This is a genomic window from Allobosea sp. P1_B10 (assembly GCF_056406735.1).
Map to the genome: position 1 here is coordinate 22,742 of NZ_JBFTZP010000018.1, position 26,181 is coordinate 48,922.

Genomic DNA, 26,181 nt, shown 5'->3' on the forward strand with positions numbered 1-26,181 from the left:
CGCGCCTGTGGATGTCTGGTTCGGGGCGGCAGCCCAGAGTCTGCTTATGGCGCAACTTTGCGATGCATCCAGGATTGCGACAAGCCCGGCCTTCAAGACGGACCCGTATCGCAGCAAACACCTGCTGTAGTCGCGTCAAGTTCGCATCGGTCGAAAGTGCGAGCCACGCCACTAGACGAATTGCTGCGCGCCAGTGTCTTATCAACCTACGCGCGTGGGATGGTCATGGACAACAGCAGACAAATTTTCGAGAGCGGTGCAAGCCAACCTTCACTCATGCGATCCGATCTCCCAACCGAGGTGAAATTAGAACGCGCTCGTACCGAACTCCTTGATCTTTCCGCCAACAACCGGCTCCTCAATATTCCGAGATCTGCCCGTGCTGCACGGATCCTAGAGGTCGTCGACGAAAAAGCCGCCGAGATCCACCGTCTGCTGGTGAAAGAAGCCCGGACATTTTCATTTCTGCCAGGCCGTGCAACCGAGCATGGCCAGGATGAAGGCGAACCGGTAGCCGCCGTTGCGCTGCCGCCGATTGAAGATTCCGTCGACGAGCGCGGCGTCTCTTCAAGGCACGCCGACACGCGACTCCAGACGCGCCTGACGGCAGAAGGGCTGCAGAAGCGTCTGCTCGAAATGAGTTATGACGCTCGCACGCTCGAGGAGGAGCAGGGCGTAAATATCCTGTTCTTGGCGCTCGGCACGTTGAAGTGGATCGATCCAAATAACGCGAAGAACGAGCGGTACGCGCCGCTCGTCCTCGTCCCGGTCTTGCTTGAGCGCGGGACTGCATCTGAGCGTTTTAGGTTGAAATGGCGCGGAGACGACCTTGCTACGAACCTGTCGCTGGAGCTCCTGCTGGAGAGGGTCCACGGCATCAGGCTTCCAGCGCCCGATCTTGGAGACGATGCTGACATTGCCGGGTATGCTGCTGACGTGAAGGCGTCGGTTTCGGCGAAACCAGGGTGGGAGGTCTTCCCCGACGACATTGTGCTGGGGTTCTTCTCGTTCGCGAAGTTCCTAATGTACCGGGACCTTGACCCTGCCAACTGGCCGTCGAATTCCAGGCTTGCCGACAAGCCTCTTATCCGAGGCCTCTTATCGGACGGCTTTCAGGCCGGCACAGGACTGCTCCCAGAGGAGGGGCCGCTCGACCCTCACGTCTCTCCAGCAGAGATGCTCCACATCGTCGACTGCGACTCCTCGCAGATGGCCGCAATTCACGAGGTTCGCCGGGGGCAGGACCTCGTTATCCAAGGCCCGCCTGGCACTGGGAAGTCCCAGACAATCGCCAACGTTATCGCGTCCGCGGTTGCCGATGGAAAGACCGTTCTCTTCGTCGCCGAAAAGATGGCCGCTCTCGAAGTAGTCAAGCGGCGTCTCGATACAGCTGGCGTCGGGGATTGCTGCCTCGAGCTTCACAGCAACAAGGCGAATAAGCGCGCGATCTTGGAAGAGTTGCGCAGAACATGGGAGCTCGGCGCGCCGCGGGGCGCTGCGCTCGACACGCTGCTATCGCGCCTGGTCGAAGCGCGGGATCATCTAAATGACCACGCCTCAAGGCTCCATCAGCGCGATCGCGTGACGGGCCGCACGCCCTTTGAGACCTTAGGGCAGCTCATCCGCCTCCGGCAGGACGGCCACAAGCCTTCGGACGTCAATCTCCCGAACGCCTCCGCTTGGACACGGGAGGACATCCGGCGCCGGGAGAGCCTCCTGGCCGAACTGTGCCAGCGCATCGAAGACATCGGCCTGCCGAATAAGAACCCATGGCGGCACGTCGGTCTCGAGACCATCCTTCCCACGGAAGTCGAGCGCCTCAAGCCTCGGATTACTCAACTCGCTGACGATCTTGCCCGCAGACGTGAGGATGCCGAGGCGCTAGCGGCCGAGCTCGAACTCGACGCGGCAGACAGCCTCTCGGTGATGGCCCGGGCCGACGAAGTGGCAGCCCAACTGGCGGACGCGCCGGACCTAGAAGCAGATGCCTTCCTTTCAGACACCTGGAGGTCGAATAGCGAGGCCATTGACAGGTTGGTCGGCGTCGGAGCACTGCAGGCACGGCTCAACGTCGAATTATCTGGGCGGATTCGCGAGCCAGCTTGGCGGACCGATGTCGTCGAGGCCAAAGAGGTACTCGCTGCGCTACCCGGGGATACGTCCTTCGAGGCCCTAGAAGCGGTGAATGAGCTGGCGCTCCTGCTGCCACGGCTCATCGAGGACGCTGGATCTCTCAAGCAGCGACTCGGGAGCTCTGAGCAGGTCGGGACCATGGCCAGCGTCGAGCGGCTGGTCGCGCTCGGCACCCGCGTGGCCGCCGCTCCGGATGCCAGTCCAGAGGCTTTCGCCGCTACGGTTTGGGAGCGAGGGGTCGAGCAAGCAGGCGATCTCGTTGATGCGCTCGACCGGCTCTTGTCCGCTCGCTCGGAAACGGATGGTCAATTGGCGGACGCGGCTTGGGTAACCGATCTGTCGGGCGCGCGGCACATCCTCGCAACGAAGGGAACAGGGCTGACTCGCTTCCTTTCCGGAGAGTGGCGGCAGGCCAACCGGCTCGTCGCATCGGTGATGAAGAACCCAGGTAGCTCCTTGACGGCAACACTTGGTGCCCTGGATGCCCTGGCAAAAGGGAAGGCCGCCGCTGAGCAACTCGCGTGTGATGACGGGTTTGGTCGCTCAGCCTTCGGGCCCGACTGGCGCGGAGATAGATCCGATCCGCGCCCTCTACGCGCGTTGGTCGACTGGATGCGCACGCTCAGAGGGCTCGGCGCAGAGCCTCGCTTGATCGCCAGCCGCGTTCCGGTCCGGTCTGATTTAGCCCTAAGGGCCGAACGGCTGGTCGATGCGGTCAGCAAGGCGCGCGCGCTATCAGCCGTTGCCTGGGATGCCTTTCGCGACGTCGACTTCGACGGAGAACTGCAGTTCATCGCGAAGAGGGCGACCGCGATCCGCGACGCAGACACGCTCGTGAGTTCCGTGCTCGCTGATGCGTCAGTACCCGTATCGGCCAAAATTGACCTTCTGCGAAAGATCCAAGTCGCCCAAGGCGCGCGCGAGGTTGTCGAACAGACCGGGCAACTGGGAAGTGCGGCTTTCGGGTCGCTGTGGCGAGGCCTCGGATCATCCTGGGACGAGCTAGAGAGGGCTGTGTCGTGGATGTCGTCACGCGGTTCCCTCGCGGCTCTCGCCGCCCGGATACGAGACAGGGCCGCGCTCGCCGATCGCGCCAAAGTGGCCTTGGAAGAGGCAAAATCCGTCGAGGCGAAGTTGTCGTCCTTGCTCGCGGATCTCGCGATCGTCCCGCCAGCACCATTCGGTCGGTCAGACATCTACCGGGTTTCTTTCGAGGATCTCTCTCGCCAGCTTTCCGAGTGGAGCTCTTCAATCGAGGGGATGTCGAAGTGGGTTGCCTATCGCGAGCGATCCAACCGAGCCCGGGAACTCGGGCTCCAACCTGTTATCGAGCGGCTTGAGGACGGACGCATTAGCCCGATGGAAGCCGTTCCGGCATTCGAAATGGCGTACTTCGAGACGATGTATGCGGCCCAGGTTCGCGCTGATCCGGCCTTGGGCCGCTTCGATGGGGAGTTGCACGCCCGTCTCGTCGCAGAGTTCGCTTCCCTCGACCGCCAACGGATCGCCGCCGCAAGCCTCCAGGTCGCTCGCCGTCACCACTCCGGAATACCGCAAGGAGCCGGCGGGATCGGCGCCCTCGGGACGCTGCGCGCTGAGATGGCGCGCCGCCGAGGGCACATGCCAATCCGACAACTGGTCCAGCGGGCCGGATCGGCCATTCAGGCGCTCAAGCCTGTGATGATGATGTCCCCGCTCTCGGTCGCCCAGTTTTTGGCTCCCGGTGTGCTTGAGTTCGATCTCCTCGTCATGGACGAGGCCAGTCAGATCGCGCCGGTAGACGCGTTGGGATCAGTCGCTCGCGCTCGACAGGTGGTCGTTGTCGGGGACGAGAGGCAGCTTCCGCCAACGCGCTTCTTCTCGAAGCTCACCGGATCCGGGAACGAAGATAACGAGGACGACGCGGCCCAGGTCGCCGACATCGAGAGCATCCTCGGCCTCTTCACGGCGCGAGGATTGCCGCAGCGAATGCTAAGGTGGCACTATCGCAGCCGTCACCAATCGCTGATCGCAGTCTCAAACAGCCAGTTCTATGAGAACAAGCTGTATATTGTGCCGAGCCCCTATACGGCGGAGGCGGGCATGGGCCTCCGCTTCCACCACTTCCCTGATGGCGTCTTCGACAGCGGCAACACGAACGCGAACAAAGTCGAAGCGAGGGCCGTCGCCGAAGCCATTATACGGCACGCGAAGAGCGAGCCCGCCATGTCACTCGGCGTCGCCGCCTTCTCGGTCAGCCAGAGACGGGCCATACAAGATGAGCTCGAGTCCCTTCGCCGCCTCAACCCCGACACCGAGCCCTTCTTCCACGCGCATCCTGCCGAGCCGTTTTTCGTGAAGAACCTAGAGAATGTTCAGGGCGACGAACGTGACGTCATCATCATTTCAGTCGGGTACGGACGCAACGCTCAGGGCTATATGGCGATGCGGTTCGGTCCGCTTGGGGCCGAGGGGGGTGAGCGACGTCTGAACGTCCTCATCAGCCGCGCGAAACGCCGCTGCGAGGTTTACGCCTCCATCACGGACGAGGACATCGACTTGGAGCGTGGCAAGGGCAAGGGCATATTCGCCTTCAAGCTCTTTCTACATTTCGCGCGGACTGGGCGATTGTCGATGGCTCAAATCAGCGGACGGGACCACGACAGCGTCTTCGAGGAGCAGGTCGCGCGCGCCCTGTCGGATCGCGGCTATCACGTCCATCCGCAAGTCGGCATCGCGGGCTTCTTCGTCGATCTGGGCGTGTCTGACCCGTCGCGCCCTGGGCGGTATGTCCTGGGAATCGAATGTGACGGCGCGCCTTATCATGAATCGCGTTCAGCGCGGGAGCGGGACCGTCTGCGTCAGGCCGTCCTCGAGGACCATGGTTGGACAATTCACCGCATCTGGAGCACCGATTGGTTCCATCGCCCGAACGAGCAGTTGGATCGCGCTGTCGCGGCGATCGAGGCGGCGAAGGACGAGCTGACGTCCCGAGAGACGTCTGGTGTTCGCCACGGTCGTGCGACTCCAGTCGAGATAGTGACTGTCGAACGAGCGGACGTGACGGAAATCGGACTTGTCCACGCTGAGACCGGCGCCGAGAGCCGGGCTTATGTCGAGCACGTTCCCGAGGTGCCGCGGCATGCCCTCGGCATGGAGCTGCACGAAACGCCGACCGGCACCTTGGCGGCGATGGTCGTCGAGGTGGTTGACAAGGAAGGTCCTGTGCACATCGACGAGGTCACGGCGCGGATCCGGAGTGCCTGGCGTCTTCAGCGATCCGGCGGCCGGATACAGTCAAGCGTCGAGCGGGCAGCCGCAGCAGCGCAAGCTCAGAAGTCTATCGTCGACGAGGGAGGATTTTTAGCAATTCCGGGTCGAACTCCTCGGGTGCGTGACCGCTCCATCGTGACGTCGACCTCCGTTCGGAAGCCGGAGATGTTGCCGCCGTCTGAGATGCGCGTCGCGATCTTAGGAGTCGTAACGGACCATCTGGGAGCAACCGACGACGAGGTCGCCGTCGCCACGTTGCGGGCCTTCGGGTTCAAGGCCGCTAGCGCCGTAGCGCGCGATACAGTCGCCTCGCAGGTCCATGCCATGGTGGAGCAGGGACAGCTGACGCGTTCCGGTGATCTCCTCATGGTTGGGATTGCGGCTGGCGCCGCAGCTGTGGACTCACTGACAGCGCCCTCCTGATCATGGAGCCTTCTCGATGCCGCGCAGATCCAGAGCCAGATTCATCGACTGCGACCAGACGGGACCTCCCAACAGGGTCATCGTGTTTTAGGGCATCTACATCTCCGATCTCCACCTCGACACGATCAGGTTAAAACCCGAGACTTCAGGAAGAGGGCTAGCTAGGCTCTTGGCTTCGTCGCCCGGAAGCGCCGCTACGGCCGGACATCGGCGGCGATGGCTTGCCCGCGTAACGGAACGTTGAAACAGGGCGATAGTGGTCGCGCGCAAGCTCACCTAGAAAGTCCGCTTCTGGGCAGACTACGGCCGGCAGCTAATGGCGCATCTCGCCCGAACGATCGGCTGGCGATGGGCCCTTAGCCGACCTTCGCAAAGTCCGCTTTTGGGCAATCGCGTTTCAATTTCGAGGCGGATACTACGGCAGATCTTTATTATTTTATTCAGCGGGTTTTGGCTGTCCGCTGACACCGCCCGTCAGGCCATCGAGCCAGGTGTCGGTATCGGCGAATTGCCGCCCGGCCTGCACGACCTTCCAGAACGTCACGTCGGCCCAGTGGACGATGGTATTCTCCAGACTGCGCTCCAGAAGCTCGCCTTCGGCCGAATGCGCCGCCGCGATATGCGCGACGGCCTCCGGCAGATCCATGCTGAAGCAGATGAAGACGCCGTAGCCGGGGTGGCGCACGGAGGGAAATCCGACGGCATAGGGATCGGCCTTCCAGCGCTTCACATTGTCGGGCTGGAACTCCCAGACTTTTCCGATGTCGTGGCAGAGCGCGCCGGCGATGAGAATATCGCGGTTGTAGCGGAAGTTCGGGAAGAGACCTGCCATCTCCTCGGCGCTCTTCAGAGCCAGCCGGCAGACCGAGCGCATGTGGTCGCATTGCGTGCCGGTGAGCAGCGGGTTCGAATCGTAGTTTCCAGAGGGCTTCATCTCGCCGATCTGCGTGAAGCCATGCGCTTCGAGGGCTGCGACCCAGGCATCGATCACCTTGTCGCGGAGATCGCGATCCTCGATCCATTCGATCTCCGGCATCTCGGCGACACGGGCCGCGCGCTTGGCCTGCGTGATCTCGATCGATTGGCCGCGCAGCGTTACGGTTCGGGAATAAGTCACTTGGAACTCCGAATTTCAGACGATTTTGATGGGTGTCACTGCGCGCCGATCAGGCGCGGCAGCCACATCACGATGCTGGGCGCAACGATGATCAGAACGATCATCACGAGCAGGCTTCCGATGAAGGGGAGGACGCCGAGGATGACGTCGCTGATGACGCCGCGGCCTCTCACGCCCTGCACGACGTAGAGATTGACCCCGACCGGCGGCGTGATCATCGCGGTCTCGCAGAGCAGGACGACCATGATCCCGAACCAGACCGGGTCGAAACCGGCCTGAACCACGACGGGAACGATAATGGGGATCGTCACGATCATCATCGGCAACGGCTCCATGAAGCAGCCGAGGATCAGGTAGAAGATGATGATCGCGACAAGCGTGCCGGTGGGCCCCAGCCCGAGGCCGGTGATGAAGCTGTTCAGCGCGCCGACGAGGCCGATCGCCGAGAGCACGAAATTCAGGAAGAAGGCCGAGGCGACGATCAGCATGATCATCGCCGATGTCCGCATCGTGCCGTCCAGGGCCTCGAGGATCATCTTGACGGACAGCTTGCCGTTGATCGCCGCCAGTCCGATCGCCACGACGACGCCGAGTGCGGCCGATTCCGTCGGCGTCGCGAGCCCCGCATAGATGCTGCCGATCACGATCAGGAAGATGGTTCCCGGCGGGACGAGCCCGCCCAGGCTTTCGACACGCTCCTTCCAGGAGGTTTCGATCGTGCGGCCGCGCCATTCCGGCCGGATGAGGCAGCAGATCAGGATCGTCGCCATGAAGATCAGGCCGAGCACGATGCCGGGCACGAAGCCGGCGAGATAGAGCTGTGGCACCGAGGTCTGCGTCAGCCAGCCATAGATGATCAGGTTGATCGAGGGCGGGATCAGGATGCCGAGCGTCCCGCCCGCCGCGATGGTGCCGAGGAAGAGCCTCTCGCCATAGCCATAGGTCTTGATCACGGGGGTCGCGACCGTCCCGATCGTGGCGGCGGTCGCGACGCTTGAGCCGGAGGTCGCCGCGAAAACCATCGAGGCGCCGATATTGGCATGCATCAGACCGCCCGGCAGCCAGGCGAGCCAATGGCTCATCGAGCTGTAGAGCCGGTCGGCCATGCCTGAGCGCAGCAGGATCTCGCCGAGCAGTACGAAGAGCGGCACGCTGACCAGAATGGCATTTGTCGAGGCCGACCAGATGACCTCGCCCATAGCGAGGTAGATCGGCATCGGCGAGAACGCCGCGCCCAGCGACAATGCCAGCAGCAGAAGCGCTGCACCGACGGGAATGCTGAGGCCGAGCAGCAGGATCAGGAGGCCAAGCGAGGTCGGGACCATGGCGGCTACCTCGCGATCACGGGCTGGGCGTCGACGGCCTCGAGGGCCTCGTCGATCTCGTCGGCGACGTCGGGCGTCGTCACGATCGCGGCTGCGGCAGTCTGGTCGCCCCGCATGAGGGCGAGCGCAACCAGCGCGAGCTGCTCCACGCAGACGAAGGCGAACCAGGTCAGCCCGATGAACCAGAGCCCCTGCGGGATCACGAGCAGCGTGCCGAGCGAGGTGTTCTCACGGGCGCTCAGCGTCCACGAGGTGTCGACGGTGTCCCAGGCGAACCAGGCCAGGATAATGGCGACGCCGCCGAGCGAGCCGAGCGCCAGGACATCCAGGCAAAACCTGATGGTCGGCGGCGTCCAATTCCTGATCACATCGATCCGCACGTGCGCGCGGTTCAACAAAGCATAGCTGAACGACCAGCTGGCGGAGATGGCGAGCGCATAGCTCGACAGCTCCGTGCCGACACTGAAGGGGATGTGGATCACCTTGCGCGCCAGGATTTCCATGGTGATCACCACCGAGGAGCCGACGAGCATCAGGCCGCCGATGCGGGCCATCCAAAGCGATATGGCCGCAACGATCGCGTGGAATCCGTTCATGACGAAGCGCCTTGCTGAAGCCGCAGGATTACTGCGCGCTCGCCTCGACACCCGCCACCTTGCCGACCGTCGCGTTCCACTCGGCGACGCATTCAGGTCCGCAACGCTTGGCCCAATCGGGCAACACGCGTTCGCGCAGAATCTTCTGCGCAGTGGCCTTGTCGGCGTCGGAGACGGTGACGAACTTCATCTTGGGAATGGCCTCAATGCCATCCTTGCAGGGGCCCAGACCGGTGTTGCAGTTCACGCCATCCTGGATGTCGCTGCCGGCCTGCGCCCACATGCGGTCTTCCATCTCGGCGAATTGCTGTTCGAGGAACGTCCGTGTCTTCTCGTCGAGCTTCTTCCAGCTGTTCAGATTGGCGCCGAAGAAGGTCATCGACCAGCCCATCGGCAGCGCATAGAGGTGATCGCTCACTTCCCACCAGCGCGCCGTATTGCCGGCCGAGGTGCCGCTGACCGCGCATTGCGCGACGCCGCGCTGCATCGCGGGGATGACTTCGGCGAAGGGCACGTTCACCGAGGAGCCGCCGGCGCCCTCGACCATCTGGGACATCGCGCGGTTGAAAGTGCGCACCGCCTTACCGCGGAGTGAATCCAGGCCCTGGATCTCGCCCTTGCAATAGAACATCTGCGCCGCGACCGGGCTCATGCTCAGTAATTTGGTATTGTATTTCGCCTCGAGCGCCTTCGCGAGCGCGGGGCGGAACGCATCGGCGGCCTTGCGCTGCGTGGCGATGTCGACGGTGACGCCAGGCAGGTCTAGGCCGTCGAAGCGCGAGTCCTCGCCCGCCATATAGCTCATCGTCGCCTCGGAGATATCGAAGACGCCCTGGCGCAGCAGACGCAGTACCTCGGGTCCGCGCAAACCGAGCTCTTCCAGCGATCCGAATGTCGTCGTGATCGCGCCATTGGTGCGCGCCGGCAGCGTTTCGGTGAAGAACGGCTTGTAGATTTTCTGAAACAGGTTCTGCGTCTGATTTCCGCCGGACACCTTGAGATTGATCTTCGGAAAGTCCTGCGCCTGCGCGCTCAAAGCCGACAGCCCGAAAACCGCCAGACAGGCCAATACCTTCATCGATCGTTGCATAGCACGCTCCCCTGCTAGGTCGATTACTCGACTTCTGGCGAGCAGCGTAAGCTGCATTGCAATCATAAATCCAATTGGATTATCTCGTGGGGCAATATTGGAAATTTCAATGCGCCCGACAATCGCGGAACTCGAAGCCTTCGTCTGGACGGCGCGCCTGGGCTCGGTCCAAGCCGCTGCCAAGCACCTCTATTTGGCGCAGCCTACGGTTTCCTTGCGCCTCAAATCGCTTCAGGATGAGCTAGGTGTCAAAGTCTTCGACAGGTCAGGGCCAACGCTGAAGCTGAGCACCGACGGGGACCAGCTCTTTTCCCACGCGATCGCGATCATCGAGGAACTCGGGCGGATGCGCGAGCGCGCAGGCGCCACCGAAGCGTTGCACGGAACAGTCAAGGTCGGCCTGCCGGAGACGTTTGCGGTCGCCTGCCTGCCCTTGATCCTCAAGGACCTTGCCACCCGTTACCCGTTGCTGCGGCTAGAACTTTCCGTCGCGACGAGCTCGATGCTGGAGGAGGAACTCGGCGAGCACAGACTCGACCTTGCATTCCTGGTTCATCCCAGCGATGGCGCGGCCATTCGCCTGATCCAGCTCGGGCGGCAGGAGGCCGCGTGGGTCGCGGCAGCAAGCCTTGGCCTAGGCCCGATTGTCCGGCCTGCCGACCTGCAGGATTGCCAAATCCTGTCCAACCCACCGCCATCGGCGATGCATCGTCAGATCATCGAATGGTTCAGTGCTGCCGACGTGAAGCCGCGCCGCCTCGACTTCTGCACCGGGCAGATGGTGATCGCCCATTTGGTCCAGGAAGGTGTCGCTGCGGCCTTTCTTCCGGTGAAGCTAATGGAAACGGCGCTCGCTATCGGGCGCGTGGTGAAGCTGCGCTCGATACCGGATTTCGACCATGCCGCGGTCTGCGCCGGCCACCGCATCGGCGGCGCGACGCCCGAGATCGAAGCGGTCATCGCCGCTGCGCAGCGGGTGCTGGAGCAGGTGCCGTTTCTTTTGCCGGCAGCCGCCGATGCCTCGATCACCCGCCAGGCGAAGACCCCGCTCCGGCGGGCGGCTGCGGCACGTCGACCTTGAGATAACCGATCGCGTCGAGCGCCTTCTGAATCGACTTCAGCATCGCGCTGACCGGTCCGGTCAAGCCGCCCTCGGGGTAACTCGCATAGACCCTGCCATGGTTGAGCTCCGGGACCGACCTGAGCACGCTGACCAGCCCCGCCTTGACCTCCGCCTCCATCATACGGGCCGGCAGAACGCCGAGCGCGACGCCCGACGAGACGAGGTGGCCGATGACCGCGACGCTGCTGCAGAGGTCGTGCCGTAAGGGTTCGAGGCCGGCCGTCGCAAACCAGTCCTTGATCTGGCGAAACATCGCCGAGCGCGGCTGGTTGCTGACGATCGGCAGGCGATAGAGATCGGCGGGCCTGATCTCGGGGCCGAGCCCCCATTTGACCGAGGCGACCCAAGCCGTGTCCTGAACGCCCAGCGGCACCAGCCTCATGCCGTGTCGGCCGATTGGGTTGACCAGGACCGCCAGATCGAGGTCACGCTCATTGAGCTGGCGCTCCAACTCGTAGCTGATCGAAACCACGTATTCCGCCTTCAGCAGTGGATAGTCGGTCCGCACGGTCTCGAGCAGAGCCGGCAGGCAGGTCATCGCAAAACCCTCGGCAAAGCCGACGCGGACGCTGCCGGTGACAACTGCCGGATCGGTCTGCAACATGATGCGGTCGGCCTCCTCCAGCAGCGCGGCGGCGCGCGGCAGCAGCGCCAGGCCATCCGCGGTCAAGGCCAGCCCGCGACCGTTCCGCGCGAACAGCTTGATGTCGAGTGCGTTTTCGAGATCGCGCAGCCGCAACGAGATTGTCGGCTGCGACATATGCAGATGACCTGCGGCCCGGCTCAGCGAACCCAGTCGGGAGGTCCAGAAAAAAGCCTCGAGCTGAGCGATCGTGAACCTCATCGCATTATCCTGACTTTGGAAATTCCAATCAATTCCTCGCTAGATAAACCAATTAGATTAGTGATTGCAAAGCTGCTTTAGCTGGCGCCATCGCCGGAGCCCGCCCTTCACAATGTTGTCCACGCCTCCCAGGATCATACGCATCGACGCGTTTGAGCTGACCGCGCAGCTCAGCGAGACGGTCGGCAATTCGCGCCAGATGTTCGACCGGCGCGGCGCTTTGCTGCTGCGGGTGACGAGCGATTGCGGCCATGTTGGCTGGGGCGAGACCTGGGCCTACGCCTCGGCCGCCACAGCGCTGGTCCGCGAAACGTTTGCCCCCGTGCTGATCGGCCTCGACGCGACCACGCCGCGCGCCGCCTGGCAGGCGATGGCAGCGAAGCTGGGCTACGATCGGCGCGGTATTTCGACCATGGCGCTCGGCGGTCTCGACGTCGCGCTGTGGGATCTCGCCGGGCAGATTACGGGCAAGCCCGTGCACGCGCTGCTCGGCGGCAAGCTGCGCTCGACGATCCCGGCCTATGTCAGCGGCCCCTTCATGAAGCCGGGGTCCGACCCCTATCGCGATTTCGAGAGGGACATCGCCGGTTATCTCTCGACCGGCTTCAAGGCGATCAAGCTGCGCATGGGCACCGAGCCGGCTCGTGATGGCGCCATGGCGTGGCAGGTTCGCAAGCAGATCGGCGATGCCATGCCGTTAATGGTCGATCTCAATGAAGGCTTCACCGTCGAGGGGGCCGGCGCGATCGCCAAGCGGCTCGCCGAGGTAGATCCTGTCTGGCTCGAGGAGCCGATCGCTCATGACGATCTTCCGGGTTATCGCCGGCTCTCCGCGACCTCGCCGATTCCGCTGGCCGGCGGAGAAGCGCTGTTCGGCCTGCGCGCCTTTCGCGATTATCTCACGGCTGGTGTCTTCGATTTCATCCAGCCCGATCTCGGCCTATGCGGCGGGCTTTCGGAAGGCATGCGCATCTCGGCGCTGTGCGAGGCTTTTGAGGTCGCCCTGGTGCCGCATGTCTGGGGCTCGGTGGTAAATTTCCAGGCGTCGCTGCACTTTGCGGCCTGCCTGCCGGAGAAGCGCGGCCGTCTGCGCTGGCCGCTCTTCGAATACGACCCGTCGGAGAACCCGCTGCGCACCGCCTTCGCCAGTCATCCGCTCGACTCTTCGGGCTCGATCGCGGTTCCTGATGCGCCGGGGCTAGGGCTCGACCTGGCGCCCGATGAGCTCGAGCCCTTCATCACCAATCACTGGACCCTGAACTAATCGTAGCGCCGGAGACAACCGGCGCAGCAACTCACGAGGAGACGACCATGCGTTTGAAAGCTCTCATCAGTTCCGCACTGTTCGCGACGGCCTGCCTTGCCGGCGTCGGCGAAGTCGCAGCTCAACAGCCAAAGGTGCTCAACCTCGCCTTCGTCGGGCGCGTCACAGCTCCGGAAGGCGTTGCGATGACGGCCTTCGCCGAGGAGATCAAGGCAAAGACCAATGGCCGTATCGAGATCCGGCTGCATCCGGGCGGCGCGCTCGGCGGCGATCGCGAGGTGCTGGAAGGCCTCCAGCTCGGCACTGTCGACCTGACCGTGCCTTCGACCTCGGTCATCGCCAATTTCGTGCCCGAGGTTCAGGTCTTCGATATCCCTTTCTTGTTCCGCGATTTCGATCATGCGCAGGCCGTGCTGGACGGGCCGATCGGTCAGGAGATTCTCGCCAAATTCAAGGCCAAGGGGCTCCAGGGGCTGGCCTTCGGCGGCATCGGCTTCCGCCAACTCACCAATAGCCGCCGCCCCGTCAACGGTCCCGACGACGTCAAGGGCCTGAAGATCCGCACGCAGGAGAACCAGATCCATCTCCAGGTCTGGCGTGCGCTCGGCGCGCTGCCGACGCCGATGGCGCTGCCGGAGGTGTTCACCGCCCTGCAGCAGGGCGTCGTCGACGGCCAGGAAAACCCGATCGGCGCGATCCTGAACAACAAATTCGGGCAGGTGCAGAAGTATCTGACGATCACCAACCACGCCTTCACGCCGGTCGGCTTCGTCATGGCCCCGCGGGCTTTTGAGGCGCTCTCGCCCGAGGATCAGAAGCTCTTCGTCGAAGCCGGACGCCGGGCCATGGCGATCTGCAAGGACGAGGTCGCCAAGGTCGAGAAGACCGGCGTCGAGGAGTTGCGCAAGCTCGGCCTTCAGGTCGTCGAGAAGGTCGATACCGCCAAGTTCCAGGACCTGCTCAAGCCGGCCTTCGCCGAGCTGGGCAAGCGCTTCGGCGAGGCGACGATCGCGCGCATCAAGGACCAGAAGTGAGCGGGCAGCCATCCAGGCCGGTGGCGCGGCTGCTGGCAGCCGAACGCATCGTCACCGGCGCCGGCCTCGCGGCCGGTTGCCTGGCGATGGCGCTGGCAGCCTGCGTCGGGCTGTTCCAGGTGCTGACCCGCTTCGTCTTCCAGGAGCCCGCGACATGGTCAGAGCCGCTGATCCGAAGCTTGCTGATCTGGATGGCCTATCTCGGTCTGGCCGCGGCGGTGCGCGCCGGCTCGCTGGTCTCGGTTGATCTGCTCTACCGTCTGGTCAGCGGCCGCAATCGACGGTTCCTCGAAGCTGCGATCGCGACGGCGACCTTCGCGCTGCTGGCGGTTTTGTTCTGGTTCGGCGCCGATCTGGTCTGGCGCGTCCGCTTCCAGAATCTGGCCGGGCTCGAGATCCCGATCAGCTACGCCTATGCCGCGATCCCGACCGGAGCGCTGGTCTCGATGCTCGCCGTGATCGCGCATTTCTTCGACCCGCGTCGCGAAGAACTCGAAACTGCGGTCTGAAGGACTATTTGCCATGACTGCGACGATGCTCGTCACGATGTGCGTGCTGTTCCTGCTCTCGGTGCCGGTGGCTGTGGCCGTCGGCCTGTCTGCCGTGGCAGGTATGGGGCTCTATACGCCGCTGCCGCTGGTACTGGTGGCACAGCAGGCCTTCGCCTCGCTCGACAAGTTCCCGCTCGCGGCGGTGCCGTTCTTCATCCTTGCCGGCAATCTCATGGGCGAGGGCGGCATCTCGCGCCGGCTGGTCGACTTCGCCAAGAGCCTGGTCGGCGGTGTCCAGGGCGGCCTCGCCTGTACCTGCATCCTGACCTGCATGATCTTCGCCGCGGTCTCCGGGTCGAGCGTGGCGACGACCTTCGCCATCGGCGCGATCCTGATCCCGGCCATGGTCAAGCACGGCTATCCGATCTCGTTTGCGGCCTCGTTGCAGGCGAGCGCAGCCGAACTTGGCGTCATCATCCCGCCCTCGATCCCGATGATCCTCTATGGCGTCGCAGCCGAGGTCTCGATCGGCGAGTTGTTCGTCGCTGGCTTCGGACCGGGCATCCTGATCGCCGGGGCGCTGATGTTCTCGGTCTGGCTGTGGTGCCGCATCCGGGGCTACGGCAAAAACGATCACGAGGGCCGCATTCAGGTGCTGGCGGCAACGCGTGCTGCGGGCCTCGCCCTGATGATGCCGGTGATCATCCTCGGCGGCATCTATGGCGGCGTCTTCACCCCGACCGAAGCCTCGATCGTTGCGGTTTTCTACGCGCTGATCGTCAGCTGCTTCGTCTATCGCGAACTCGATTTCGCAACGGTCATCGTCATCCTGCGCAAATCGGTGGTCTCGTCCTCGGTGATCATGCTGATCATCGCGATGGCCGGCCTGTTCAGCTTCCTCCTGACGCGTGCCGGCGTCCCGGCCCAGATCGGCGCCTATATTATCGCGACCTTCGACAGCGGCTGGTCCTTCCTGCTTGCGGTCAACCTCTTCCTGTTCGTCATCGGCATGTTCATCGAGACCTCGGCCGCGATCATCGTGCTGGCGCCGATCCTGGCTCCGGTGGCAGCGCGCTTCGGTATAGACCCCGTGCATTTCGGCATGGTCATGGTTGTCAATCTGGCGCTCGGCATGATCACGCCGCCCTTCGGCGTCAATCTGTTCGCGGCTTGCGCGGTTGCCAAAATCTCGCTCGACAGGATGACCAAGTCGCTGCTGCCCTTCATCGGTGTGGTCTTCGCGTGCCTGATGCTCATCACCTACATGCCCTGGATCTCGCTCGCCTTGCGGGATCTTGTCTATCGCTGATTTCTGCCGCCAGGAGGCGGTTCAAAGCAACGACCGCGAATGCGGCGTCATCCTTGGGAGGATACCATGCGTCTCGTTACCCTGACTGCGCTCGCAGCTCTTGCCACCTCCGCGACTATCGCCCACGCGGCGGATGTGGAATGGAAATTCTACACCTACTTCGCTGCCAACGATAAGCCGACCCTGCTACACAAGGCCTTTGCCGAGGACATCGGCAAGACGAGCGGCGGGCGCTTCAAGATCAACGTCTTCGCCTCCGGCGAACTGCCCTACAAGGCCGCCGACGTGCTGCGTATCGTGGCGCAGAACCAGGTCGAGATGGGCGATGTCGCCTTCGGCTTCGTCGCCGGCGACGTGCCCGCTTTGAATGCCCTGTCGATGCCGTTCTCCTGCACCTCGATGGACAAGTTCTACGACAAGGTCGCGCCCGCGATCGCGCCGGCCATCGACGACGAACTCGGCAAGCGCTTCAAGGTCCACAGCGCCATGCAATGGGTGATGCCGCCGCAGCAGCTCTGGCTGACCAAGCCGGTCGAGACGCTCGACGCGTTCAAGAACCTGAAGGCCCGCTCCTGGAACCGCGAGCAGAGCGAGATGATGCGGCTGCTCGGCGGTTCCGGCGTCTCGATCACCCCGGCTGAGGTCATTCCTGCCCTGCAGCGCAAGGTTGTCGACGGCGCCTTCACGGCCGCCGTGCCAGCGCTCGACTGGAAGTTCAACGAGGTCACGCCTTATGCGCTGATGCTGAACCTGACGCTAGCCCACCAGATCGTGGCGGTGAACCAGTCTGCGCTCGACAAGCTGCCGGCCGACCTGAAGCAGCTACTGCAGGTCAAGTCGCAGGAATGGGCGGGGCGTTATCGCACCGAGCTGATCCAGGCCGACAAAGATGCGCGCAAAACCCTGGCTGAGAAGGGCGTGAAGCTTCGCGAGGTCAGCGCTGCGGAAAACACTCAGCTGCAGCAGACGGTCAAGCCGATCTGGCAGGAATGGACCGACAAGAACGGCGCGCCGGCCAAAGCAATGCTCGATACTGCCGTGGCCGCCTGCAACTGAGGGAGCGCCGCCCCGGCGGCGAGCGACGGTCATGCTGACCCGTTTTTTCGACCGGCTTGACCGCTGGCTCGTCGCCCTGGCCGCGATCATCCTGATCGGGCTGGGCGCGCTCATGAATATCGAAATCGCATCGCGTACGCTGTTGTCGCGCTCGACGCAGGTGTCCGATGAGTTTTCGGGTTATGGGCTCTGCGCGATCACCATGCTCTGCCTTGTCGCCGCGATGCGGCGCGAGCGCTTCCTGCGCGTCGACGGCATCGTCGAACGGTTGAACCCAATGCTCCAGCGCGCCGCCGAGATTTTTGGCGCGCTAATCGGGCTTGCGGTCAGCGCGGTGCTGTGCTGGGCGACCGGAAAGCTCGCCTGGACCAGTTTTCAGTTCGACTCGCGCTCGATCGAGATGTCGCAGACGCCGCTTGCCTGGCCTCAGGCGCTGATGCCGCTCGGCTTCGCGCTGCTGGCGCTCGCCTTCATCGAAACCGCGTGGCGCAAGGCGCGCGGCGTTGCGGCCGGACCCGCTGGGGATCAGTCATGAACTGGACGGATCTGCTGCTGATTTATCTCGCCTTGCTAGGAGGCTGTCTCGTCGGCGGCGCCAGCATCGGTGCGGCCATGGGTTTTGTCGGCATCGTCGGCGTCTCGATGGTGTCGGGCACGATGCTTTGGCCAAGTTTCGGCGACATCATCTGGAACACCGCGACGAATTTCACGCTGGTCTCGATCCCGCTCTTCATCCTGATGGGCGAGCTCATCCTGCAGGGCGGCATCGCGACGCGCTTCTACACTGGCATCACGCCGCTGTTCCGGCGCATTCCAGGCGGCCTGGCGCAAACCAACATTTTTGGCTGCGCGATTTTCTCGGCGATCGCCGGCTCCTCCGTCGCCACAGCGCTGACAGTGGGCACCGTCGCGGTCGGTGAGATGCGGGCGCGTGGATATGATGACCGGTTGACGCTTGGCACCCTGACGGCCGGCGGCTGCCTCGGCATCCTGATCCCGCCCAGCATTCCGCTGATCGTCTATGGTTCGATCACGCAGGCCTCGATCGTCGACCTATTCATGGCCGGCGTCGTTCCCGGCATCCTGCTGGCCCTGATCTTCTCGGTCTATGTCGCGATCCGCGTGACACTGTCGCCGCGATTGATGCCGAGCCGGGAAGCCGTGGCGGCCGAGGTCGCGGGCCAGCCTTTGCGCGACGTACTGCCGGTGATGCTGCTGATCTTGTCCGTCATCGGTGGCATGTATTTCGGCATCGTCACGCCGACCGAGGCTTCGGCTTTCGGTTGCCTGATCGCGCTCGTGATGTCGCTGCTCTATCGCGAGCTCAGCGCGGCGCGCTTCCGCAAGGCTGTGGTCAATGCGCTTCTGACCAGCGCCGTGGTGATGTTCATCACGCTCAACGCGCAACTCCTGAACTTCGCCATCGTATCGTCAGGTGTCGGACGCGGATTGGCTGGATGGCTGGCTGCGCTGGACGTGCCGGCTTTCGCCTTCTTCTGCATCCTGCTGCTGATCTATCTCGTCGTCGGCATGTTCATCGACGGCCTCTCGATCGTGCTGCTGACCGTGCCGCTGCTCTATCCGGCGCTGCCTGCGCTCGGGTACGACATCGTCTGGTTCGGCATCATCCTGGTCGTGTTCATCGAACTCGGCGCTCTGACGCCGCCAATGGGGCTGAACCTGTTCGCAGTGCAATCGATCGTGCCCGACCGGAAGCTGTCGGACGTGGCCTGGGCCTCACTGCCCTATTGCTTTCTGATCATCGGCTTCGCCTTCCTGCTTTATTTCTTCCCTGGCATCGCCCTGTGGCTGCCGCAGACGCTGAAGTGAAATGATATGTTCGCTCCCCCAGCCATTCTGACGACCCGCCTCTTCGCCAGGCTGCCTGACCGGTTCCGCAAACCTGCTGCAAACTCGGAGTGGCATCAGCATCAGCCAGGGAGCCTCTGGGGTCATTCGCTGCTTGAGGGTCCTGTCCTGGATGGCAATGGTGGCCTATACTGCGTCGACATCCCATGGGGGCGCGTCTTCCATGTCGCCGTCGGTGGCACGTTCAGCCTCGTCGCCGAATATGACGGCGAGCCCAACGGCATGAAGCTCCTGCCGAGCGGCGAATTACTGATCGCGGACTACAAGAACGGATTGGTGCGCCTCAATCCAGAGACGGGTGAGGTCGTTCCGCATCTCAGCCGGGTCAGGCTGGAACGGTTGAAAGCGCTGAACGATCTGACCGTCTCGAGCAAGGGCGAAGTCTTCTTCACCGACCAGGGTTTGACCGGCTTGCACGATCCGACGGGACGCGTCTATCGGCGGAGGACCGACGGCCATGTCGACTGCCTGATCGACAATGGGCCGAGCCCGAACGGCCTCGCGCTCTCGCCGGACGAAAGCGTGCTTTACGTCGCGATGACGCGGGCGAACGCGATCTGGCGTGTGCCGCTGATGCCGGATGGCACCGTCGCCAAGGTTGGCGTCTACGTCCAGCTATCGGGCGGCGGCGGTCCCGATGGCCTCGCGATCGATCGGAAGGGCCGGCTCGCGATCGCCCATATCGGGTTGGGGATCGTCTGGCTGATGAGTCCGCGCGGGGAGCCGCTTTATCGCATCGAATCCTGCGCCGGAACCCACACGACCAATATGGTGTTCTCGGCCGACGAGCGTCATCTGTTCATCACCGAATCCGAAACAGGCTCAATTCTCGTCGCGGATATCCCTGACTGACCCAACTCGCCATCATTGCAGATTGAGAAGCGGACGCGCCGGGAGAACCGACCGACAAAAGCCTGTCCGGGATGCCAGGGATTCTGCAGCGAGGGAGTCGCAAGCCAGGGATCGCGTGGAGGGCTCTCCAAGGATAAACGACCGGTACGCTACGATTAGAATCGGCCTTTGCTCACTCCGGGCGCTGGCAGCGCGATGACCGCGTGAGCCGAACAAGTGGAGTTGGCCCAACGCTGACGTCCGCAATGTCAGCTTTCCGAAATGACTGAAGCCTTGGGGTTAGACGATACGCGCTTCTCGGCAATGCCGATGACTACGGTTGGCTCTTTCGAAGGGGCCGTGTTTAGCCTGATCGTCCACTTTCGACGGTCAGGCTAGTCTCTAAATTTGCCTTTACTGCTTCACCATCGGGCACTTGCTTTCCGACAGCGGCCAGACGGTCTCTTCCGGCGCGATCTTGCGCACGATCTCGAAATAGTCCCAGGGCCCCTTGGAATCCGCCGGCTTTTTGACGCGCGCGAGGTACATGTCGCGCATCACATGGCCGTCGGCCCGGATCGTTGCGTCCTTGGTGAAGGCGTCGTTGATCGGCATCGCCTTCATTGCGGCGGCGACCGTGTCTGGATCGTCGGTCCCGGCCTGCTTGATCGCCTTGAGGTAATGCAGCACGGAGCCGTAGACACCGGCATGGAGCATTGAGGGCATCATGCCGGCGCGTTCCATGAACTGCTTCGACCAGGCGCGCGAGGCGTCATCGAGATCCCAGTAGGAGGCGGTCGTCAGATAGGTTCCCTGCGTCGCCTTGAGCCCGAGACTGTGAACGTCCTGCAGGAAGAAGATCAGCGCTGCCAGGCTCTGACCATGCTCGACAAGGCCGAACTCACCCGCCTGCTTGATCGCGTTGACGGTATCGTTGCCGGCATTGGCGATGCCGATGACCTTGGCACCGGAGGATTGCGCCCGCAGCAGGAAGGACGAGAAATCGGCGTTGTTGAGCGGGTGGCGCACGGCACCCACGACTTTGCCGCCATTGGCCTCGACGACGTCGGTGGCGTCCTTCTGCAGCTGGTGGCCGAAAGCGTAGTCGGCTGCCAGCATGAACCAAGAGGTGCCCCCGGCCTTGACCACGGCCGATGCCGTGCCATGCGAGACGCCATAGGTGTCGTAGGTCCAGTGGAAACCGTAAGGCGAGCATTGCTCGTTGGTCAGCGCCGTGGTGCCGGCGCCCGAATACATCACGATCTTCTTCTTTTCGCGGGCCAGCGACTGGATCGCCAACGCCACGGCGGAGTTCGGGATATCGACCAGCGCATCGACTTTGTCGACGTCCATCCACTGCCTGGCGATCGTCGTGCCGACATCGGCCTTGTGCTGGTGATCGGCGAAGATGATCTCGATCTTCTTGCTGAGCACGCTGCCGCCGAACTCCTTCACCGCGAGTTCGGCCGCGATGACCGAGCCCTTACCGGTGATGTCGGCGGTCACGCCGGCCATGTCGGTGAGGACGCCGATCTTGACGACGTCGTCGCTGATCTGGGCGCGAAGCGGTGTCGATGCGAGCGCGAGCAGCGCGCTGCCGAAGGCGATGGCTTTCATGATGGTCCCTCCCTTGGGATCGATTTGTGCCGCTTCAGCGCGGCTTTGATGTCGAGGTCTTCAAAGGCCCTTGCCTGCCAGCCATTCCTGCAGCAGCGCTGCAATCTCGTCGCTATTGTCCTCGATCATCGGCATGTGTCCGTTGCCGGTGATGCCGCGATCGGGGAGCCAGACGAACTCGGCGCCGATATATCGAGCCGTCGCCTCGTCCATGGCGCGGGGATGGCGGGGGTCATGGTCGCCGGTCATGATCAGGATCGGAAGCTTTGCCAGCGACGCCGGGTCGTCGATGCGAAGGCCGCGCCCGCCGATATTGAAGCGTTCATTGAACAGCCCTGCGCTCTCCGGCACGATGGCAAGCGCGTAGGTGTCGAGGCCATGCTTGGGAAAGCGCGGCGCATTTGCCCAGAAGCTCTCGATGAAATCGCGGCCAACACGGACCGGCTTGTCTTCGGGCAGGCAGACCGGGCAGCCGAGGCTGACATCCTGGCTGAGCTTGGCGACCTCGGCGGGATCGTCCGGCAGCACCTTCAGGATGTTGGCGGGCGCGCCGGGGGCGATGCCGATAATCGCAGCGACGGATGCGTGCGCCTGCTCGGCCACCCACCACGCCATCGGCCCGCTGGCGGAATGTACCACCAGGATCGCCGGGCCCACATCCTCGAGCAGCACGCGCAGGCTCTCGGCGATCTCGCGCGTCGACAGAGTGGCCAGATCCTCGCAAACAGGCGAACGGCCATGGCCGGGCCAGTCGACTACGAAAACGTCGTGGCCCGCCGCGGCGAAGACGCCGGCCCAGCCTTCTCGCCCGTCGGGCGTCGCAAGATAGCACGTGCCTGTATGGCAGCCGCCATGCACCATCACGACAGGGCGCCTGACAGGCACGTCGCCAGCGGCGCCAATATAATCGACGTAAATCGGGCGTTTCGCGGTGCCGGAGAAGAAGCTCCGGCCAAGGCGCGAACCCGCCGAATTCAAGCGGCGCGCTGCGAGCGCGGTGTCCTGCATGGCATCCTCCGATGCACGGCTTCGCGGCCATGTCCTGTCATTGACGAAGATGCTAGGACTGTCCCATCGCCGCTGCAACAGAAAAGTCTTATATGAGACCAATTGCGAAACCCCGCGCCGGCAATCCCAAGGACGAGGCCGAGGCCGGCCCGGGTCTGCGCGACATCCTGAACGGCACCGAGATCCCGACCGCCTATAAGATCGGCTACATTCTCAACTTCTATCGGGAGCCGTCCTTTCGCGCGATCGAGACCGAGTTCGGATTGACCCGGCCCGAGATCGTGATCCTGCTCGCGCTGCATTTTCGCGACGGCATCACGGCCAGCGAGTTCTGCGAATTTTCGGGCCATCTCAAGGCCGGCGTCAGCCGCGCCGCCATCGCCCTGGACAAGAAGGGGCTGATCAGGCGCCAGACCGATCAGGCCGACAACCGGCGTCAGCTGTTGTATCTGACGGAAGCTGGGCGCGAGCTTTATGGGCGCTACATACCGGCGCTGAAGGCCCGCGAGCACGCGATGGTGGCCTGCCTGTCAGCAGCGGAATGCCGGCAGCTCGATCGGCTGCTCGACAAGCTCGCAGCGCATGTGCCGCAGTGGGGATCTCCGTCGGAGCTTTAAACGCGATAAGATCCAAGCCATCTCCGCGCAGGCTAAAAGCGGATGCCCATCGCGGGTGGTTCATTCGGGCATATGAACTGCGTTGACAAATCCCTGCGATCGTATGGGCAGGCGAAGATTGCTACGTCTCCGCCTGCGTTTGCCCCGGAGGTAAATCAGTTTGCGGCCTGAAGCTCTTTCACAGGCAGATCGACTTGCGGTAGATGGCATTGAGCTTACCGTTGGCGATATTGTCCGCGACCCATTTCTCCAGCCACGCCTTCAAATCTGGATTGCCCTTTCTCATGCTGGCCTGCCCCCTGAAAAGTTCTCTAATCGCGCTGGTCAAGTTGCCTGATTGAAGGCCGCGTACACGCCGGGTTCATGGTTCTCTCCGTGGTCGATCTCTATGGATCGCCGCATGTTGGCGTCAGAATGGTTGGATCGACCGAAGTGGCCCTCGCAGTTGCCGTCGAAGGCACTGCATTTTCAGGGACGGCCTGATCCGCGCCATACGTACCGGCGGGGACGCATCCGTACAGTCAGCCGAGCAACGCGTCTGCGATCATGTGGCTGCGGAGCCCCAGCGGAAGGGGGTATTGGTCTTCCACATCGCGTGAAGGATGACGGCGATCTTCCGGGCAACGGCGATCCGCGCCTTCTTGAAGCCCGAGACCTTCGCGAGCTTCAGCCCCCACGCCTTCAGCGTCGAGAAGCGCAGGTTTCGCGTCAAGAGTGTCGTGGCCGCCTCGTAGAGGTGCTTCCTCGTCATCCTGTTTCCTTGCTTGGAGATGCGGCCATTCCGACTGGTTTCGCCGGACTCGTATCGACGCGGTGTCAGTCCGAGGTAGGCGCCCGCGCTCGATGATCTTTTAAAGCGCCCGGCGTCGTCGAATGAGGACGCGAGGGACAGAGCGGTGATGACGCCGACGCCAGGAGCCGTCATGAACAGCCGAGCCGTCGGCGTTGATTTGGCAATGGCCATGAGACGTCGGTCCAGCACCTTGATCTGGTCGAGGATCACAGCACGCGCCTTTATCGGTACCTCGGCAATGACACGCATCTCGGGAGCCGTATCTAACTCGCCGTAGATGATCTCGTCGGCGCGGCTGGTGAAGCTGCCGACGCGCTTGCCGAACAGAACCCCGAAAGTGCGCAGCAACCCTCGGATCTCGTTCTCGATCTTAATCCGGGTGCGCACCAGCATCTCCCGGGCGACAAGGATGGAGCGAACCTGGTAGCTGTCGCGGCTTTTTATGCGGACCTCTTTGAACCAGCCTGTGCGCATGATCTGGGCAAGACCTGCAGCATCATTACGATCGGTCTTAACCGGCCGCATCTTCAGAGCCGCATTGGCGTGCCGTGCATCGATGCAGATGATAGGCAGGCGTCGGCTTGTCAGCTCGTTCCAGAGCCAGACGGCCAATGGGCCAGTCTCGAGCCCAACCCTGGTGTCACCTTCGCTGACGATTTGCCAGTGTTTGATCCGGTGTATCCGTGGACGGAGTACCTGAGCCGGGCCTTGGGCGACTGTCGCTCGCGCGACGCGCCTGACCAGCAGTTTTCTCACCTTTTTCAGCCATGACCATTCTTCCAAGCGCCGGGTTTTTTAGGTTCGCCTGCTTCCACGAGGCTCGGGCGAAGCCTTTGGCGTGGAAACAGGTCTGGAGCCAGGCTTACCTCGTAAAAAGCTACGAAGGACCTGGAAGCGCGCTAATACGATGGCAGCGCTCAGTGCGCCCGCCGCTCCAGCACCAATTGCCACTATTCGCTGCTGTGAATAGGGCGCACGATGGGGCGGATGACTGAACGGCGATGACTGGATCGCGACCTTCGCCGAGCGTACCGGACGCTTTCCGATGATTGACGCAGCAAACCCCGCAATAACTGCCAAAACGAACAAGCCGCCTGCAACAATCAAACTGGCGGAAGTGGGCCCTAAGCGAAACGCGAGCATCACGTAACCGGCATTCAGTAGGTAACCTCCGGCGAAAATCATAAGCAATCCGCCTACAGCCATGAGGCCGTAGACGGTGGCTTTGCGCTTGATTGCTGTCGTCGCTTTAGCAACGAAATATGCGAACAAGCCGCCCACGACTTACTTCGCCGCCCAGAAACCGAAGATGACGCCAGCTGCCGCCGCCCATCCTAGAGCGCGAAGCGGACGGGCTTTGACCTCATCCAGGATTAGTCGTTGAAGTTCGGAGACCTGTTCTCCGGCCGCTTCAGTCATCTGGTCGGTGTCAACACCGTACGCCTTCAGGCTGGCCGCGACGCCGGTATTGCCCTCTTTGTTTTGCTGGTCGCCGCTCTCGCCTGTCTCGGCGTTTTGCGACATCGCTTTGAAGCCGGTCGCAGTTGATGTACCGCTGCCGTTTTCCATGACACTTCCTCCGGATTTGGATTCGGTCGTCGCGCTCGCGACGCTCCTGACGCTGCAACCGCCGCGCTCCATTCCTGTTCCACACGTCGTTACGAAGGTTAGAGTTCACCCCTGCTTTATCTGCCGCGTGCGCGCGGCGCATGCCGATCGGGATGGTTAGATTGCGCACCTGGCGCCATTCGAGCTGCGGCTAATAGGCCGTAGCTTCAACCGTTTTGGCTCGCGTGGTAGAGGTGAGGAAGCGGCCACTTTGGGCTGCGGTCTTCAGTTGATATTGGCAGTTCTTCGACCGATCTTGCCACCGCCGAGTTCGGCGAAGTCGCTCCCGGTGGATGTTATCGCTGTCGCGCCCTCGGTAAACCAATACGCCGCGTCCAATGACCACGATATCCCCACGACGCAAGGTTGGATCCCGAAGGTACCAACCGGGGTTTGTGACGGGATCGAGCTTCACGAACGGCGCGGGATGCGACGACAGCTCGATTGACCGCGTTGGCCAAATTTGGATGCAGCTATGCCCGCAACCTGCGCCGGCTTCGGCCGCAACCGGCAGACATCTGGCACCTCGACGAGATGGTGATCCGCATCCAGGGCCGGCACCTGTATCTATGGCGAGCCGTCGACAGCGAGGGCCAGATCCTCGACATGCTGGTGCAATCGAGACGGGATAAGGGTGCTGCGGCATTGTCACGGGAATGTCGGCCATCCAGGATTTCGCCCTAGCAAAGCCGACTTACGCGGCGGCCGTCGCAATTTGCCACTGTCGCGCGACCGCGGCTCGAAAGAGGCGCAGCGTCGCTCGGGAGATCATATGGCGCTC

21 protein-coding genes and 1 pseudogene are annotated in these 26,181 nt (G+C 62.9%); 12 read left to right on the forward strand and 10 right to left on the reverse strand.

The genetic code is table 11. From position 1 onward, the window contains the following. Positions 1 to 225: 225 nt before the first annotated feature. Positions 226 to 5,808, forward strand: coding sequence for a DUF3320 domain-containing protein (locus tag AC1D2L_RS23725; RefSeq protein ID WP_476848367.1), 5,583 nt, complete (start codon positions 226 to 228; stop codon positions 5,806 to 5,808). A gap of 436 nt (positions 5,809 to 6,244) precedes the next feature. On the opposite strand, the gene AC1D2L_RS23730 is transcribed toward AC1D2L_RS23725, so the two are convergent. Genes AC1D2L_RS23730 through AC1D2L_RS23745 form a run of 4 tightly spaced genes read right to left on the reverse strand, consistent with a single transcriptional unit; the run spans position 6,245 to position 10,119 of the window. Further along, positions 6,245 to 6,925: an HD domain-containing protein gene (locus AC1D2L_RS23730; RefSeq protein ID WP_476848368.1), complete on the reverse strand. Its 681-nt coding sequence runs from the start codon at positions 6,923 to 6,925 to the stop codon at positions 6,245 to 6,247. Positions 6,926 to 6,960: 35 nt separating this feature from the next. Then, entirely contained in the window at positions 6,961 to 8,250 is a 1,290-nt protein-coding gene (locus AC1D2L_RS23735; protein ID WP_476848369.1) for a TRAP transporter large permease, read from the reverse strand. Between the two features lie 5 nt (positions 8,251 to 8,255). Continuing rightward, entirely contained in the window at positions 8,256 to 8,846 is a 591-nt protein-coding gene (locus AC1D2L_RS23740; protein ID WP_476848370.1) for a TRAP transporter small permease subunit, read from the reverse strand. Between the two features lie 28 nt (positions 8,847 to 8,874). Further along, entirely contained in the window at positions 8,875 to 10,119 is a 1,245-nt protein-coding gene (locus tag AC1D2L_RS23745; RefSeq protein WP_476848371.1) for a TRAP transporter substrate-binding protein, read from the reverse strand. Here AC1D2L_RS23745 and AC1D2L_RS23750 point away from each other — a divergent pair. Further along, positions 10,046 to 11,017, forward strand: coding sequence for a LysR family transcriptional regulator (locus tag AC1D2L_RS23750; protein WP_476848372.1), 972 nt, complete (start codon positions 10,046 to 10,048; stop codon positions 11,015 to 11,017). The two genes, AC1D2L_RS23745 and AC1D2L_RS23750, sit on opposite strands and share 74 nt — an antisense overlap. On the opposite strand, the gene AC1D2L_RS23755 is transcribed toward AC1D2L_RS23750, so the two are convergent. Then, the gene (locus AC1D2L_RS23755) at positions 10,962 to 11,903 is read right to left on the reverse strand and encodes a LysR family transcriptional regulator (RefSeq protein ID WP_476848373.1); all 942 of its coding nucleotides are present in this window, start codon (positions 11,901 to 11,903) and stop codon (positions 10,962 to 10,964) included. The two genes, AC1D2L_RS23750 and AC1D2L_RS23755, sit on opposite strands and share 56 nt — an antisense overlap. 112 nt (positions 11,904 to 12,015) lie before the next feature. Here AC1D2L_RS23755 and AC1D2L_RS23760 point away from each other — a divergent pair, with 112 nt between their 5' ends. The 8 genes from AC1D2L_RS23760 (at position 12,016) to AC1D2L_RS23795 (ending at position 19,778) form a co-directional block, all read left to right on the forward strand. Then, positions 12,016 to 13,167, forward strand: a complete 1,152-nt coding sequence (locus AC1D2L_RS23760; protein WP_476848374.1) for a mandelate racemase/muconate lactonizing enzyme family protein — start codon at positions 12,016 to 12,018, stop codon at positions 13,165 to 13,167. A 47-nt stretch (positions 13,168 to 13,214) separates the two neighbouring features. Then, positions 13,215 to 14,201 carry a TRAP transporter substrate-binding protein gene (locus AC1D2L_RS23765; protein ID WP_476848375.1) on the forward strand — a complete coding sequence of 329 codons (987 nt, stop codon included), beginning with the start codon at positions 13,215 to 13,217 and terminating at the stop codon, positions 14,199 to 14,201. Next, the gene (locus AC1D2L_RS23770; RefSeq protein WP_476848376.1) at positions 14,198 to 14,710 is read left to right on the forward strand and encodes a TRAP transporter small permease; all 513 of its coding nucleotides are present in this window, start codon (positions 14,198 to 14,200) and stop codon (positions 14,708 to 14,710) included. Before AC1D2L_RS23765 ends, AC1D2L_RS23770 begins: the two co-directional genes overlap by 4 nt. 13 nt (positions 14,711 to 14,723) lie before the next feature. Continuing rightward, positions 14,724 to 16,001: a TRAP transporter large permease gene (locus AC1D2L_RS23775; RefSeq protein ID WP_476848377.1), complete on the forward strand. Its 1,278-nt coding sequence runs from the start codon at positions 14,724 to 14,726 to the stop codon at positions 15,999 to 16,001. A gap of 66 nt (positions 16,002 to 16,067) precedes the next feature. Next, positions 16,068 to 17,057 (forward strand): TRAP transporter substrate-binding protein DctP, encoded by a 990-nt coding sequence (gene dctP, locus AC1D2L_RS23780; protein ID WP_476848378.1) that lies wholly within the window; start codon positions 16,068 to 16,070, stop codon positions 17,055 to 17,057. Positions 17,058 to 17,088: 31 nt separating this feature from the next. Then, entirely contained in the window at positions 17,089 to 17,592 is a 504-nt protein-coding gene (locus AC1D2L_RS23785; protein WP_476848379.1) for a TRAP transporter small permease, read from the forward strand. Further along, the gene (locus AC1D2L_RS23790) at positions 17,589 to 18,887 is read left to right on the forward strand and encodes a TRAP transporter large permease (RefSeq protein WP_476848380.1); all 1,299 of its coding nucleotides are present in this window, start codon (positions 17,589 to 17,591) and stop codon (positions 18,885 to 18,887) included. Before AC1D2L_RS23785 ends, AC1D2L_RS23790 begins: the two co-directional genes overlap by 4 nt. Positions 18,888 to 18,893: 6 nt before the next feature. Continuing rightward, a complete protein-coding gene (locus AC1D2L_RS23795) occupies positions 18,894 to 19,778 on the forward strand; it encodes an SMP-30/gluconolactonase/LRE family protein (protein ID WP_476848381.1) in 885 nt (294 codons plus the stop codon). A 393-nt stretch (positions 19,779 to 20,171) separates the two neighbouring features. On the opposite strand, the gene AC1D2L_RS23800 is transcribed toward AC1D2L_RS23795, so the two are convergent. Both AC1D2L_RS23800 and AC1D2L_RS23805 read right to left on the reverse strand, forming a co-directional pair. After that, the gene (locus AC1D2L_RS23800) at positions 20,172 to 21,374 is read right to left on the reverse strand and encodes an ABC transporter substrate-binding protein (RefSeq protein ID WP_476848382.1); all 1,203 of its coding nucleotides are present in this window, start codon (positions 21,372 to 21,374) and stop codon (positions 20,172 to 20,174) included. 60 nt (positions 21,375 to 21,434) lie between these two features. After that, positions 21,435 to 22,382 (reverse strand): alpha/beta fold hydrolase, encoded by a 948-nt coding sequence (locus tag AC1D2L_RS23805; protein ID WP_476848383.1) that lies wholly within the window; start codon positions 22,380 to 22,382, stop codon positions 21,435 to 21,437. Positions 22,383 to 22,474: 92 nt separating this feature from the next. On the opposite strand from AC1D2L_RS23805, the gene AC1D2L_RS23810 reads away from it, so the two are divergent. Beyond that, the gene (locus tag AC1D2L_RS23810; protein WP_476848384.1) at positions 22,475 to 22,999 is read left to right on the forward strand and encodes a MarR family winged helix-turn-helix transcriptional regulator; all 525 of its coding nucleotides are present in this window, start codon (positions 22,475 to 22,477) and stop codon (positions 22,997 to 22,999) included. A gap of 544 nt (positions 23,000 to 23,543) precedes the next feature. On the opposite strand, the gene AC1D2L_RS23815 is transcribed toward AC1D2L_RS23810, so the two are convergent. The 3 genes from AC1D2L_RS23815 to AC1D2L_RS23825 are packed head-to-tail and all read right to left on the reverse strand — an operon-like array spanning position 23,544 to position 25,361. Further along, positions 23,544 to 24,548: an IS110 family RNA-guided transposase gene (locus tag AC1D2L_RS23815; protein WP_476848411.1), complete on the reverse strand. Its 1,005-nt coding sequence runs from the start codon at positions 24,546 to 24,548 to the stop codon at positions 23,544 to 23,546. Positions 24,549 to 24,587: 39 nt separating this feature from the next. Continuing rightward, positions 24,588 to 25,073 (reverse strand): hypothetical protein, encoded by a 486-nt coding sequence (locus tag AC1D2L_RS23820; protein WP_476848385.1) that lies wholly within the window; start codon positions 25,071 to 25,073, stop codon positions 24,588 to 24,590. 3 nt (positions 25,074 to 25,076) lie between these two features. Further along, complete coding sequence (locus tag AC1D2L_RS23825; RefSeq protein ID WP_476848386.1) at positions 25,077 to 25,361, reverse strand: hypothetical protein; 285 nt, start codon at positions 25,359 to 25,361, stop codon at positions 25,077 to 25,079. A 492-nt stretch (positions 25,362 to 25,853) separates the two neighbouring features. Between AC1D2L_RS23825 and AC1D2L_RS23830 the strand changes: the two are divergent. Then, positions 25,854 to 26,042: pseudogene (locus AC1D2L_RS23830) on the forward strand (DDE-type integrase/transposase/recombinase); the annotation flags it as partial. Between the last annotated feature and the right edge of the window lie 139 nt (positions 26,043 to 26,181).

Bases quoted from the DNA above. Each gene is read 5' to 3' on its own strand.
- AC1D2L_RS23725 (WP_476848367.1), top strand. From the start codon at position 226: ATGGACAACAGCAGACAAATTTTCGAGAGCGGTGCAAGCCAACCTTCA.
- AC1D2L_RS23735 (WP_476848369.1), bottom strand. From the start codon at position 8,250: ATGGTCCCGACCTCGCTTGGCCTCCTGATCCTGCTGCTCGGCCTCAGC.
- AC1D2L_RS23740 (WP_476848370.1), bottom strand. From the start codon at position 8,846: ATGAACGGATTCCACGCGATCGTTGCGGCCATATCGCTTTGGATGGCC.
- AC1D2L_RS23750 (WP_476848372.1), top strand. From the start codon at position 10,046: ATGCGCCCGACAATCGCGGAACTCGAAGCCTTCGTCTGGACGGCGCGC.
- AC1D2L_RS23755 (WP_476848373.1), bottom strand. From the start codon at position 11,903: ATGAGGTTCACGATCGCTCAGCTCGAGGCTTTTTTCTGGACCTCCCGA.
- AC1D2L_RS23760 (WP_476848374.1), top strand. From the start codon at position 12,016: ATGTTGTCCACGCCTCCCAGGATCATACGCATCGACGCGTTTGAGCTG.
- AC1D2L_RS23765 (WP_476848375.1), top strand. From the start codon at position 13,215: ATGCGTTTGAAAGCTCTCATCAGTTCCGCACTGTTCGCGACGGCCTGC.
- AC1D2L_RS23775 (WP_476848377.1), top strand. From the start codon at position 14,724: ATGACTGCGACGATGCTCGTCACGATGTGCGTGCTGTTCCTGCTCTCG.
- dctP (WP_476848378.1), top strand. From the start codon at position 16,068: ATGCGTCTCGTTACCCTGACTGCGCTCGCAGCTCTTGCCACCTCCGCG.
- AC1D2L_RS23785 (WP_476848379.1), top strand. From the start codon at position 17,089: ATGCTGACCCGTTTTTTCGACCGGCTTGACCGCTGGCTCGTCGCCCTG.
- AC1D2L_RS23790 (WP_476848380.1), top strand. From the start codon at position 17,589: ATGAACTGGACGGATCTGCTGCTGATTTATCTCGCCTTGCTAGGAGGC.
- AC1D2L_RS23795 (WP_476848381.1), top strand. From the start codon at position 18,894: ATGTTCGCTCCCCCAGCCATTCTGACGACCCGCCTCTTCGCCAGGCTG.
- AC1D2L_RS23800 (WP_476848382.1), bottom strand. From the start codon at position 21,374: ATGAAAGCCATCGCCTTCGGCAGCGCGCTGCTCGCGCTCGCATCGACA.
- AC1D2L_RS23805 (WP_476848383.1), bottom strand. From the start codon at position 22,382: ATGCAGGACACCGCGCTCGCAGCGCGCCGCTTGAATTCGGCGGGTTCG.
- AC1D2L_RS23810 (WP_476848384.1), top strand. From the start codon at position 22,475: ATGAGACCAATTGCGAAACCCCGCGCCGGCAATCCCAAGGACGAGGCC.
- AC1D2L_RS23825 (WP_476848386.1), bottom strand. From the start codon at position 25,361: ATGGAAAACGGCAGCGGTACATCAACTGCGACCGGCTTCAAAGCGATG.